Annotated in this window: 10 protein-coding genes; 8 read left to right on the top strand and 2 right to left on the bottom strand. The window is 74.5% G+C overall.

Annotation, left to right across the window (positions count from 1 at the left end):
* Positions 1 to 23: 23 nt before the first annotated feature.
* The 7 genes from ML5_RS12245 (at position 24) to ML5_RS12275 (ending at position 9,772) form a co-directional block, all read left to right on the top strand.
* The gene (locus ML5_RS12245; RefSeq protein WP_013474903.1) at positions 24 to 2,063 is read left to right on the top strand and encodes a primosomal protein N'; all 2,040 of its coding nucleotides are present in this window, start codon (positions 24 to 26) and stop codon (positions 2,061 to 2,063) included.
* Positions 2,064 to 2,292: 229 nt separating this feature from the next.
* Entirely contained in the window at positions 2,293 to 3,273 is a 981-nt protein-coding gene (locus ML5_RS12250; RefSeq protein ID WP_013285521.1) for an AAA family ATPase, read from the top strand.
* A gap of 94 nt (positions 3,274 to 3,367) precedes the next feature.
* Entirely contained in the window at positions 3,368 to 4,630 is a 1,263-nt protein-coding gene (locus ML5_RS12255; RefSeq protein ID WP_041784176.1) for a cytochrome P450, read from the top strand.
* A 42-nt stretch (positions 4,631 to 4,672) separates the two neighbouring features.
* A complete protein-coding gene (gene def / locus ML5_RS12260) occupies positions 4,673 to 5,233 on the top strand; it encodes a peptide deformylase (RefSeq protein WP_013285523.1) in 561 nt (186 codons plus the stop codon).
* Positions 5,234 to 5,238: 5 nt separating this feature from the next.
* Positions 5,239 to 6,165 carry a methionyl-tRNA formyltransferase gene (gene fmt / locus ML5_RS12265; RefSeq protein WP_013285524.1) on the top strand — a complete coding sequence of 309 codons (927 nt, stop codon included), beginning with the start codon at positions 5,239 to 5,241 and terminating at the stop codon, positions 6,163 to 6,165.
* Positions 6,162 to 7,787 carry an RsmB/NOP family class I SAM-dependent RNA methyltransferase gene (locus ML5_RS12270; RefSeq protein ID WP_013474905.1) on the top strand — a complete coding sequence of 542 codons (1,626 nt, stop codon included), beginning with the start codon at positions 6,162 to 6,164 and terminating at the stop codon, positions 7,785 to 7,787. The genes fmt and ML5_RS12270 overlap by 4 nt, the downstream gene beginning before the upstream one ends.
* Positions 7,788 to 8,023: 236 nt before the next feature.
* The gene (locus tag ML5_RS12275) at positions 8,024 to 9,772 is read left to right on the top strand and encodes a M28 family peptidase (RefSeq protein ID WP_013474906.1); all 1,749 of its coding nucleotides are present in this window, start codon (positions 8,024 to 8,026) and stop codon (positions 9,770 to 9,772) included.
* Positions 9,773 to 9,815: 43 nt separating this feature from the next.
* Here the strand turns inward: ML5_RS12275 and ML5_RS12280 are convergent, their stop codons facing one another.
* Positions 9,816 to 10,706 carry a septum formation family protein gene (locus ML5_RS12280; protein WP_013474907.1) on the bottom strand — a complete coding sequence of 297 codons (891 nt, stop codon included), beginning with the start codon at positions 10,704 to 10,706 and terminating at the stop codon, positions 9,816 to 9,818.
* 77 nt (positions 10,707 to 10,783) lie between these two features.
* Positions 10,784 to 11,671 (bottom strand): septum formation family protein, encoded by an 888-nt coding sequence (locus ML5_RS12285; protein WP_013285528.1) that lies wholly within the window; start codon positions 11,669 to 11,671, stop codon positions 10,784 to 10,786.
* Positions 11,672 to 11,932: 261 nt separating this feature from the next.
* Here ML5_RS12285 and rpe point away from each other — a divergent pair, with 261 nt between their 5' ends.
* Positions 11,933 to 12,613, top strand: a complete 681-nt coding sequence (gene rpe / locus ML5_RS12290; protein WP_013285529.1) for a ribulose-phosphate 3-epimerase — start codon at positions 11,933 to 11,935, stop codon at positions 12,611 to 12,613.
* Position 12,614: the final 1 nt, after the last annotated feature.

The following is a 12,614-nucleotide window of genomic DNA, read 5'->3' on the forward strand; positions in this document are numbered from 1 at the left end:
GGTCGCCGGTCGCGCGCGTCTGCGTGGACGTGCCGCTGCCCCACCTCGACCGTCCCTTCGACTACCTGGTGCCGGAGGCGCTCGACGCCGACGCCCGGCCCGGGGTGCGGGTGAAGGTGCGGTTCGCCGGGCAGCTCGTCGACGGCTGGCTGCTGGAGCGCGCCGAGTCGTCCGAGCACCCCAAGCTGGCGTACCTGGAGAAGGTCGTCTCCCCGGTGCCGGTGCTGTCCCCGGAGGTGGCCCGGCTGGCCCGCGCGGTCGCCGACAGGTACGCCGGCAGCCTCGCCGACGTGCTCCGGCTGGCGGTGCCGCCCCGGCACGCCCGCGCCGAGAAGGCCGTCACGACGGACACGCCACCCACCGACGAGCCCGCGCCCGACGGCACCGAACCTGACGGCAGCCCCACCGACGGCACCGAACCTGACGGCAGCCCCGCCGACGGCACCCCGCCCGGGGGCGTACCGTCCGAGGCCGCCGACGCGGGGGCCCGGCCGGGTGGCCGGGCGGAGGTGGATCCGCGCGGCTGGCGGGACTACCCGGCCGGGCCGGCGCTGCTGCGCGCGCTCACCGACGGCCGGCCCGCCCGCGCGGTCTGGTCGGCGTTGCCGGGGGAGGACTGGGCCGACCGGTACGCCGACGCGGTCGCCGCCACGGTGGCCGGTGGCCGTGGTGCCGTGGTCGTGGTGGCCGACGCCCGTGACCTGGACCGGCTCGACGCCGCCCTGACCGCGGTGCTCGGCGCGGGACGCCACGTCCGGCTCGCCGCCGCCGACGGTCCGGCCCGCCGCTACCGGGCCTTCCTCACCGCCCGGACGGGCGGGGTGGACGTGGTGATCGGCACCCGGGCGGCGATGTTCGCCCCGGTTCGGCGGCTCGGCCTGGTGGCGATCTGGGACGACGGCGACGACCTGCACGCCGAACCGCGGGCGCCCTACCCGCACGCCCGGGACGTGCTGCTCACCCGGGCGCAGCTCGGCGACATCGCCGCGGTGGTCGGCGGCTACGCCCGTACCGCCGAGGCGCAGTTGCTGGTGGAGACCGGCTGGGCGCGCGAGGTGGTGGCCGACCGGGCGGTGGTGCGCGCGCGTACCCCGTCCATGGCGCCCACCGGCGACGACCCGCAACTGGCCCGCGATCCCGGCGCGGCCTCGGCACGGCTGCCGAGCCTGACCTGGACCACCGCCCGGGACGCGCTGCGCGCGGACCTGCCGGTGCTGGTGCAGGTGCCGCGCCGGGGTTACGTGCCGTCGGTGGCCTGTGCCGACTGCCGCGCCCCGGCCCGCTGCCCGCACTGCGCCGGGCCGCTCGCGCTGCCGTCGGCGCAGGGCACGCCCGCCTGCCGCTGGTGCGGGCGGGTGGCCGCCGCGTACGCCTGCCCGGAGTGCGGCGGGCGGCGGCTGCGCGCCTCGGTGACCGGTGCCCGGCGGACCGCCGAGGAGCTGGGCCGGGCGTTCCCCGGCGTGCCGGTGCGGACCTCGGGGCGGGAGGAGGTGCTGGCGACGGTGCCGGGCGGCGCTGGGCTGGTGATCGCCACCCCGGGCGCGGAGCCGGTCGCCGAGGGCGGATACGGCGCGGTGCTGCTGCTCGACTCGTGGGCGCTGCTGACCCGGGCCGACCTGCGGGCCGGCGAGGAGGCGCTGCGGCGCTGGATGGCCGCCGCCGCGCTGGCCCGGCCCGGTACGGCAGGTGGCCGGGTGGTGGTGGTCGCGGACGGCGCGCTGGCCCCGGTGCAGGCGCTGCTGCGCTGGGACTCCGCCTGGTTCGCGGCCCGGGAACTGGCCGAGCGGCGCGAGCTGGGCTTCCCCCCGGCGGTCCGGATGGCGAGCGTCACCGGCGCGGCCGAGGCGGTGGCCGACCTGCTCGCCGGCGCCCGGCTGCCGGGCGACGCCGAGGTGCTCGGCCCGGTGCCGGCCGACGAGGGCCGGGAGCGGATGCTGGTACGCGTGCCCCGGTCCCGGGCCGCCGCGATGGCCGAGGCGCTGCACGCCGCCGCCGGGCAGCGCAGCGCCCGCAAGGCGGCCGACCCGGTACGGCTCCAGGTCGATCCGCTCACCCTGTTCTGATCGGACGCGTCCGCGTGACAGTGCGCACGCGGACCCTCGCGCACGGTCGTGACCTGGGGTTTGCCGCACACCTGGTCCGGCAATCGAGTAGCGGGCGGTGATAGCATCGCCCGTCATGCCCAGCCGTGCGGTTTTCCCGCGCGGGACGCGGCGCGGCGGGTGCCAGAGCACGTCGGGCCGACACGGATTCGATGTCGTCAGTCAGCCGGTGAGCAGGGGTGGACCAGTCGTGACCGTTCGTCAGTCGATCGTCTTCAACGGTGACCTCGGCAGTGGCAAGAGCACCGTCTCGGTCGAGATCGCCAAGCGGCTCGGGCTGCGCCGGGTCAGCGTCGGCGACCTCTACCGCCAGATGGCCCAGGAGCGGCAGATGACCGCCCTCCAGCTCAACCTGCACGCCGAGCTGGACCAGGCCGTCGACGGGTACGTCGACCAGCTCCAGCGCGACATCGCTGCCTCCGGTGAGTCCCTGGTCATGGACTCCCGCCTGGCCTGGCACTTCTTCACCGACGCGCTCAAGGTGCACATGATCACCGAGCCGACCGAGGCGGCCCGGCGCGTGCTGGCCCGCCCGTCCGGCCCGGCGGAGAGCTACACCTCGCTGGAGGAGGCGCGGGCCAAGCTGCGCGAGCGCAGCGAGAGCGAGCGCGGCCGGTTCATCGTCCGGTACGGCGTCGACAAGGCCCGCCTGCGCAACTACGACCTGGTCTGCGACACCACCCGGGCCAACCCGGAGCAGGTCATCCAGCACGTCATCGACGTCTACGAGGGCCGACTCGGCGCGGACGTGCTGCGCGCCGGCCGGCCGCTGCTGCTGCTCGACCCGAACCGGGTGTACCCCACCGAGGACGTGTCGACGCTGCGCGGCCTCTGGGACTCCGACGCCGCCGCCGAGGCGGCCGGACGCGACGAGGAGCCGGAGCCGCTGAGCATCGGCTACACCGGCGAGTACTTCTTCGTCGTCGACGGCCACCGGCGGCTCAGCGCGGCGGTGCGCGCCGGCCTGCCGATGGTCCCGGCCCGGCTGGTCGCCGAGGTGGACGAGCCGGTGGTCGGCGGGATCAGCGCCGTCGACTTCTTCACCGCGCAGGCCCGCCCGGGGCTCATCCACGACTGGGAGGACGCGCACGGCATCACGCTGCCGCTGCCGGAGCACGCGCTGCTCGGCGGCGGCCCGGTGCTCGCCGGGGAGCCGGGCGCCGGCGCCTGACCGCCGGGGACACCGCCACCTCGCCGTCACGGGTTCACCCGATCCGGCGGGCCGGAGCATGATGAAGGCCTCCGATGCCTGGGGAGGCGGAATCGTGGATCCGACCGACGCGCTCGCGCTGCTGATGTCCCCCGAGGGTCGTCTCGACCCCTATCCGACGTACGAGCGGCTGCGCGCGCACGGCCCGGTGGTCCAGGCCGGGCCGGTCTTCTACGTGGTCACCGGCTACGCCGAGGCCGACGCGATCCTGCGCGACGCCCGGTTCGGGGTGATGGACGACGCGCTGCGCGACCAGTTCATGCCCGGCTGGCGGGAGAGCCCGGCCGTGCTGTCGATCTCCCGGTCGATGCTGCGCACCAACCCGCCCGACCACAGCCGGATGCGGCGGCTGGCCGCCGGCGCGTTCACCCCGCGCCGGATCGCCGCGATGCGCGACGTGGTGCGGGCGCAGGCCGACGAGCTGGTCGACGCGATGCTCGCCGCCGACGAGCCGGTCGACTTCATGGCCGCGTTCGCGTACCCCCTGCCGGTCGGCGTGATCTGCGCGCTGCTCGGCGTGCCGGCGGCGGACCGGCCGCTGTTCCGGCGCTGGGCCACCGACCTGACCGGCGTGCTCGAACCGGAGATCACAGCCGACGAGCTGGCGGTGGCCGACCGGGGCGCGACCGAGCTGCGGGACTACTTCACCGAGCTGGTGGCGGCCCGCCGCCGGGCCCCGGCCGACGACCTCACCACCGCGCTGGTCCAGGCCCACGACGGTGGCGACCGGCTCTCCGGCGACGAGCTGCTGGCCAACCTGATCGTGCTGCTGGTGGCCGGCTTCGAGACCACCACCAACCTGCTCGGCAACGGCCTGGTGGCGCTGCTGGAGCATCCGCGCGCCGCGGCGGCGCTGCGCGAGCGGCCCGACCTCGCCCCCGCGTACGTCGACGAGCTGCTGCGCTACGACTCACCGGTGCAGCTCACCTCGCGGATGAGCACCGCGCCGTCCCGGTACGGCGACGTCGACCTGCCGCCGGAGAGCTGGGTCATCGTGCTGCTCGGCGCGGCCAACCGTGATCCCCGCCGCTATCCCGATCCGGCCCGCTTCGACCCGTGGCGGGCGCAGATCGCGCCGCTCTCATTCGGCGCCGGGCCGCACTACTGCCTCGGCGCGGCGCTGGCCCGGCTGGAGGCGCAGGTGGCGTTCCCGCTGCTGCTGCGCCGGCTGCCCGGGCTGGCAGTGGCGGGCCGGCCCGAGCGGCGGGTCCGGCTCACCCTGCGTGGTCACGCCACGCTGCCGGTGAGCGTGGGGCGGGAGGCGGCCCCGGTCACCGTTCCCGGTACGCCACCCGGGGCGGCCGGGCCGACTCCGTAGACTGGACGCGCATCGTTCGACCCAGACAAGGAGCCACGCCGAGTGACCGTCCAGCCCATCCGTCTGTTCGGCGATCCGGTGCTGCGCACGCCGGCCGACCCGGTCGTCGACTTCGACGCCGAGCTGCGCAAGCTGATCGCCGACCTGACCGACACGATGCGCGAGCAGAGCGGCGCCGGCCTGGCCGCGCCGCAGCTCGGGGTGGGCCTGCGGGTGTTCACCTTCGACGTCGACGACGTCCTCGGCCACCTGGTCAACCCGGTGCTGGAGTTCCCCGACTCCGAGGAACAGGACGGCCCGGAGGGCTGCCTGTCCATCCCCGGGCTCTACTTCGACACCAAGCGACGGCAGAACGTGATCGCCAAGGGCTTCAACGGCTACGGCGACCCGTTGCAGATCGTCGGCACCGGGCTGATGGCCCGCTGCGTGCAGCACGAGACCGACCACCTCGACGGGGTGCTCTTCGTCGACCGGCTCGACGCGGCCGGCCGCAAGGAGGCCATGAAGGCGATCCGCCAGGCCGAGTGGTACGACCAGGCCGCGCCGCCGACGGTCAAGCTCAGCCCGCACGCCGCCGGCAACCCGTTCGGCCTGGGGCGGTGACCCGGATGCGCCTGATCTTCGCCGGCACGCCGGCTGTCGCCGTACCGGCCCTGGACGCGATCGCCGCCTCCGGGCACGAGCTGCTCGCCGTGGTCACCCGCCCCGACGCCCCGGCCGGGCGGGGCCGGGGACTGGTCCGCTCGCCGGTCGGCGCGTGGGCCGACGCGCACGGCGTCGAGGTGCTCACCCCGGCCCGTCCGCGTGAGCCGGAGTTCCTCGACCGGCTGCGCGAGCTGGCGCCGGACTGCGTACCGGTGGTCGCCTACGGCGCGCTGGTGCCGCCGGTGGCGCTGGAGATCCCCCGGCACGGCTGGATCAACCTGCACTTCTCCCTGCTGCCCGCCTGGCGCGGCGCCGCGCCGGTGCAGCACGCCGTGCTGCACGGCGACGAGCTGACCGGGGCCAGCGTCTTCGAGCTGGAGGAAGGGCTGGACACCGGCCCGGTGTACGGCACCGTCACCGACGAGATCCGTCCCGCCGACACCTCCGGTGACCTGCTGGAACGGCTCGCGCACTCCGGCGCCGGGCTGCTGGTCGCGGTCCTCGACGCGATCGGCGCCGGCACCGCCCGGGCCGTGCCGCAGCCGGCCGACGGGGTCTCACTCGCCCCGAAGCTCACAGTGGAGGACGCCCGCGTCCGCTGGGGCGACCCCGCGTTCGCGGTGGACCGGCGCATCCGCGCCTGCACGCCCGCGCCCGGCCCGTGGACCACGTTCCGCGACGACCGGGTCAAGCTCGGCCCGGTCACCCCGCTGCCCGACGGCCCGGAGCTGAAGCCGGGGGAGCTGCACGTGGAGAAGTCCGGCGTGCTCGTCGGCACCGCCACCACGCCGGTGCGCCTCGGCGAGGTGCGCGCCGCAGGCAAGAAGGCCATGCCCGCCGGCGACTGGGCGCGCGGCGCCCGGGTCACCGCCGGCGAGGTGTTCGCGTGACGGGGCCGCAGCGCCCGGACCGGCCCGTCGAGGGCGAGCGTCCCGGGGGGTACGCGCGTGAGCACGGCGACCGGCCCGCCTTCGAGCGCCGGGGTGACGACCGTTTCGGTGACCGTGACCGTGAGCGTGGCGCCCGGCAGCGCTCCGACCGGCCCGCCGCGGACCGGCGTGCCGGCGACCGGTTCGGCGGTGACCGTGAGCGCGGCGACCGGCGGGGCGGGGACCGGTTCGGTGGGGACCGGCGGGGCGGGCGTCCGGCCCGTCCGGCAGTCGACCTGCCCCGGCAGATCGCGTACGAGGCGATCGCGGCGGTGCACCGCGACGACGCGTACGCCAACCTGGTGCTCCCGGCGATGCTGCGCGAGGCCGGGCTGACCGGCCGGGACGCCGCGTTCGCCACCGAGCTGACCTACGGCACGCTGCGGCACACCGGCACGCTCGACGCGATCGTCACCGACGCGGCCGGGCGGGACGTGCAGCGCATCGACCCGCCGGTGCGCGACGCGCTGCGGCTCGGGGCGTACCAGATCCTGCACACCCGGGTGCCCGCGCACGCCGCGGTGTCCTCCACCGTGGACCTGGTCCGGTCTGTGGGGCCGGGCGCCACCGGGTTCGCCAACGCGGTGCTGCGGGAGATCACCAGCCGGGACGCCGACGCCTGGGTGGCGAAGCTCGCCCCGGCGCCGGAGACCGACCCGATCGGGCACCTCGCGCTCGCGTACAGCCATCCGCAGTGGATCGTGCGGTCGTTCGCCGAGGCACTCGGCGGCGACATGGGCGAGACGACCCGGCTGCTCATCGAGGACAACGAGCGCCCGCCGGTGCACCTGTGCGCCCGGCCGGGTCTGGCCGATCCGGTGGCGCTCGCCGACGAGGTGGGCGGCGCGCCCGGCGCGTTCTCGCCGTACGCGGTCTACCTGCCCGGCGGCGCGCCGGGTGACCTGCCGGCGGTGACCGACGGCCGCGCGCACGTGCAGGACGAGGGTTCCCAGTTGGTGGCGGACGCGCTGGTGGCGGCACCGCTGGACGGCCCGGACGGCCGGTGGCTGGACCTGTGCGCCGGTCCGGGCGGCAAGTCGGGCCTGCTCGGCGCGCTCGCCGCGACCCGTGGTGCCCGGCTGACAGCTGTCGAGGTGGCCGAGCACCGGGCCCGGCTGGTCGCCCAGGCCACCCGCGGGCTGCCGGTGACTGTGGTGCACACGGACGGGCGCACAGTGGGCAGCGACCCGAAGCTGCCGGAGGAGCACTTCGACCGGGTGCTCGTGGACGCGCCGTGCACCGGGCTGGGCGCGCTGCGTCGTCGCCCGGAGTCGCGGTGGCGCCGCCAGCCGTCGGACCTGCCGCCGCTGACCCGGTTGCAGCGGGAACTGCTCACCGCCGGGCTGCGGGCGGCCCGGCCGGGCGGCCTGGTCGCGTACGTGACGTGCTCGCCGCACGTGGTGGAGACGCACGTGACGGTGACCGAGGCGGCCCGGCGGTGCGGCTTCGACGTCGACTTCGTCGACGCGCGGCCGTTGCTGCCGGCCGGCATGCCGGGCCTGGGTGACGGCCCCACTGTGCAGCTCTGGCCGCACCGCCACGGCACCGACGCCATGTTCCTGGCGGTCCTCCGCCGGGTCTGACCCACCTCTCCTCGCAGTCGATCAAGGAGTTCGTGTCGCCTGGGCCGCCGTGCCCGGACACGAACTCCTTGATCGTCATGCGGAGAAATGGGGAGGGATGGAGCGTGTGCGGCATCCCGGTGGGGAGAGGGGGCCGGTGGGATGTGACAGCCCGTTGACTGTTTGATCGATGCATGTAACTGTTTCGACCACCGGTCCCGGCACCCCCGCCCGCCGAACCCCCACGAGGAGTCTCCATGAGACGCAGAACGCCGACCACGAGCCTCGCGCTCGCCCTCGTCGCCACCCTGACGACGGCGAGCCTGGCCGGCACCGCCTCCGCCGCGCCCGCTCCGGCCGCCGCCCCCGCTCCGGCCGTCGCCGCCCTCGCCGCCCCGGACGTCTCCCTGAGCAACATCCAGGCCCACCTCACCCAGTTCAACTCCATCGCCACCAGCAACGGCGGCAACCGGCGCTCCGGCTCGGCCGGCTACACGGCGTCGGTCAACTACGTCAAGGGCAAGCTCCAGGCCGCCGGCTACACGGTCACCGAGCAGAACTGCTCCACCTGCACCTACCCCGGCAACAACCTGATCGCCGATTGGCCGCAGGGCCCCTCCGACCAGGTCGTCATGTTCGGCGCCCACCTGGACGGCGTCTCCGCGGGCCCCGGCATCAACGACAACGCCTCCGGCTCGTCGGTGCTGCTGGAGAACGCGCTGGTGCTGGCCGCGCAGAACCCGACCATGACCAAGCGGGTCCGGTTCGCCTGGTGGAACGGCGAGGAGCAGGGCCTCCAGGGCTCCAAGCACTACGTCAACCAGCTCAGCTCCACCCAGCGCGGCTACATCAAGGGCTACTACAACTTCGACATGGTGGGCTCGCCCAACGGCGGCTACTTCATCAACCGGATCACCTCGGCCACCGCCGCGCCGCTGAAGGCGTACTGGGACTCGTTCGGCATCTCGCCGGAGGAGAACACCGAGGGCCAGGGCCGCTCGGACGACTACTCGTTCGCCAACGCCGGCATCCAGACCTCCGGCTACGCGGCGGGCGCCAGCTACACCAAGAGCTCGGCGCAGGCCAGCAAGTGGGGCGGCACCGCCGGTGCGGCGTACGACGGGTGCTACCACCGCTCCTGCGACAACACCAGCAACATCAACACGACCATCCTCAACCGGGCCGCTGACGGTGTGGCGTACGCGATCTGGCAGCTCGCCGTCGGCGGCGGCACGCCGTCCAACGACTTCTCCGTCTCGGTGAGCCCCACCTCCGGCAGCGTCGCCCGGGGCGGCTCCACCACCGCCACGGTCAGCACCGCCACCACCGCCGGCAGCGCGCAGACCGTGGCGCTGTCCGCCAGCGGCGCTCCGAGCGGCGTCTCGGTGAGCTTCAGCCCGTCCTCGGTCACCTCGGGCGGCTCGGCCACCATGACCGTCACCGCCTCGTCGACGGCCACCACCGGCACGTTCACGCTCACCGTGACCGGCACCGGCTCGGCCACCCGCACCGCCAGCTACACGATCACCGTGACCGGCGGCAGCGGCGGCTGCACCGGCGGCCAGCTCATCGGCAACAGCAGCTTCGAGTCCGGCACCACGCCGTGGACGGCCAGCTCCGGCGTGATCACCAACAGCTCCAGCCAGGCGGCCCGCACCGGGTCGTACAAGGCGTGGATGAACGGGTACGGCTCCTCGCGCACCGACACGCTGTCCCAGTCGGTCACGCTGCCGTCCGGGTGCAGCAGCTACACGTTCTCGTTCTGGCTGCACATCGACTCGGCCGAGACGACCACCTCGACCGCGTACGACAAGCTCACAGTGCAGGTCGGTTCGGCGACGCTGGCCACGTACTCGAACCTGAACAAGGCCACCGGCTACACCCAGCGCACCTTCAACCTGGCCGCGTACGCCGGTCAGACGGTCACGCTGAAGTGGACCGGGGTCGAGGACTCCTCGTTGCAGACCAGCTTCGTCGTGGACGACGTGACGCTGCAGGTCGGCTGAGCGGTCCCGGGCGGGGTGGGCGCCGGCCCGCCCCGCCCGGGTCTCACGTGATCGGCAGCGCCTTCGCGCCCGCGCCCTTGACCGTCCGGGTCAGCGAACGTTCGGAGACCCACAGGAAGCACTGCACGCCCCGGTCACCGTCGCGCCACTGCTCCTCGAACGGGTGGTAGATGATGGTGCCGGCCCGGTACTGCATGTTGCCGTCGTTCGGCAGCCCGGCGTACTTGGCGATCAGGCCGCGGCAGGCCTTGTGCGTGCGCAGCGGCGTGCGTTCGAACTCGGCGTAGCTGATGTCCGGCGCCTGGTAGACGCCGACGAACTCGGCGTGGTGCTTGCTGGTGCAGGCCACCGGCCGCATCGACTGCACCTCGTCCTTGCTCAGCTTCGGGTTGAAGCAGCCGAGCGCGAGCTTCGAGCCGGGCTTCAACGCACCCCGCAGACTGCCGGTGCGCTGGGCCACGGCACCCTCGTCCAGATCGGTGATCTCGGCGACGTCGCAGCGGTACCAGCGGGCCCCGCCGGACCACGCGAGCGCCGAGGGGAAGACCACCGCCAGGCGTAGCCGCCCGCCGCGCCAGTCCCCGCCGACGGCCCGGGTGACCTGCCGGGCGCAGTCGGCGTGCGCGGCGCGCACGCCGGCCGAGCCGGTCCGCGGCGGTGCGGAACGCTCCGCCTCCGCGCCGGTCATCGTGCCCACGTGCAGCGTCTCGGTGCGGTGCGGGGTGGCGCAGTCGACCGGCTGGTAGCCGCTGAGGTAGCCGACGTCGGCGACAGTGGGATGACAGGCCCCGCTCTGCGGCACGAAACCGACCGGCGCGGCGAACGCGGGCCAGTCGTCGACCAGGTCCCGGTCCACTCCGGCCGGCGCGGCACAGCCGCCGAGCGCCAGCGCCAGCGCCGCGCCCACTGTGACCGCCACCCGCCATCGCCGCATCCCGACCGACCTCCCCCGCGCATCCGGCGCCGCCCGGTCGACCGGTACGCCTCGGCGGTGCAGCATACGGCAGCCGCTCAGGTGACCGGGAGTCCCTCGGGTCCGGCGCCGCGCACCGAGCGGTTCAGCTTGCGGTCGTCACTCCACAGGAAACAGCGCACGCCCCGGTCGCCCTCCTCCCACTCCCGCTGCGACGGCGGGTAGAAGATGGACCCGGCCCGGTACGGCAGCTCGGCGTTGTCCGGCACCTCGGCGAACGCGGCGATGAGCGTCATGCAGCGCCGGTGCGTGGCGGGCGCGCCCCGGGTGAACTCCGCCCAGCTCATGTCGCGTTCCTCGTACACGCCGACGAACTCCGCCCGGTGCGGTTCGGTGCACAGCACCGGGGCCATGTAGTTGAGGTTCTGGCCGATCAGCTTCGGGTCGAAGCACCTGTGCACCAGCGGGTTGTCGCCGACCAGCGCGCCCCGCAGGCTGCCGACCCGGTTGACCGGGCGGGTGTTGTCGATGCTGTCGGTCTCGGCCAGGTCGCAGCGGAACCAGCGGGCGCCGGACGTCCAGGCGGTGACGGTGGGCAGCGCGATGTTCAACGTGAGCCGGGCGGCGCGCCAGTCCCCGCCGATCATCTCCCGGGCCCGCTGGTCGCACTCGGCGCGCGCGGTCCGCAGCGCCGGTGAGCCCGGTTCGGGGCGTACGCCCTGCGCCGCCGGCCCGCTGAACCGGCCGACGTGCACGGTCTCGGCCAGGTGGCTGCCCGCGCAGTTCACCGTCTCGTACGTGGCGGCCGCCACCACTGTGCTCAGCCGGGGCAGGCACGCCTCGGTCGCCGGGACGAACAGTTGCGGCACCGGCAGCGCCGCCCAGTCGTCGATCAGGTCGCCGTCGGCCCGATGCACCTGAGCGCAACCCGCGAGCACCGCAGTCGCGGCGCCGGCCAGCGCGAGCACGTGGAGCCACCGTCGCATCGTCCGCCCCTTCCGGGAGAGATGACAGCCGGTCGTCATAGGCCCGACCGGCGTCCCCCGCGCCCGGGCGTGCAGCATACGTGACCGTCCCTGTAGGAGTTTCGTCATCTTTCAATCGATCGGCCAGTCACCGGCGACTATTCGTGCCGAATTTTTCTCCGGACGGCCGGATGGTGCACCACGGGTGACGGAAGGATCACCGCTGGTCGCTCCGGGAGCCGTGCCGCTACCTCCGGATCACCGCGTTCGTACACTGGCCCCGTGACCGTACCGCCGCCGATCGTCGCGCCCAGCATCCTGGCCGCCGATTTCGCCCGCCTCGCCGACGAGGTCCGTGCCGTGGAGCCCGCCGCCGACTGGCTGCACGTCGACGTCATGGACAACCACTTCGTACCCAACCTGACCATCGGGCTGCCGGTGGTGCAGAGCCTGCGCGCCGTCACCGGGATCCCGTTCGACGTGCACCTGATGATCACCGACCCGCGCCGCTGGGCGCCCGGGTACGCCGACGCCGGGGCGTACAACGTCACGTTCCACGCCGAGGCGTGCGACGACCCGGTGGCGCTGGCCAAGGACCTGCGCTCGGCCGGGGCGAAGGCCGGGCTGGCGATCGACCGGGACACCCCGATCGAGCCCTACCTCGAACTGCTGCCGAGCTTCGACACGCTGCTGATCATGACGATCAAGGCCGGCTTCGGCGGTCAGCGTTTCCTGCCGCAACTGCTGGACAAGGTGCGCGCGGCCCGCCGGCACGTCGACAGCGGGCACCTGGAGCTGCGCATCGAGGTCGACGGCGGCATCGCCGCGGACACCATCGAGCAGGCCGCCGCGGCCGGCGCCGACGCGTTCGTCGCGGGCACCGCCGTCTACGGCGCCGACGATCCCGCGGAGGCGGTACGCCGCCTGCGGGGCCTGGCGGAACGCGCGATGACCGGGGCCTGAG

Source organism: Micromonospora sp. L5 (genome assembly GCF_000177655.2).
GTDB classification, from domain to species: Bacteria; Actinomycetota; Actinomycetes; order Mycobacteriales; family Micromonosporaceae; genus Micromonospora; species Micromonospora aurantiaca.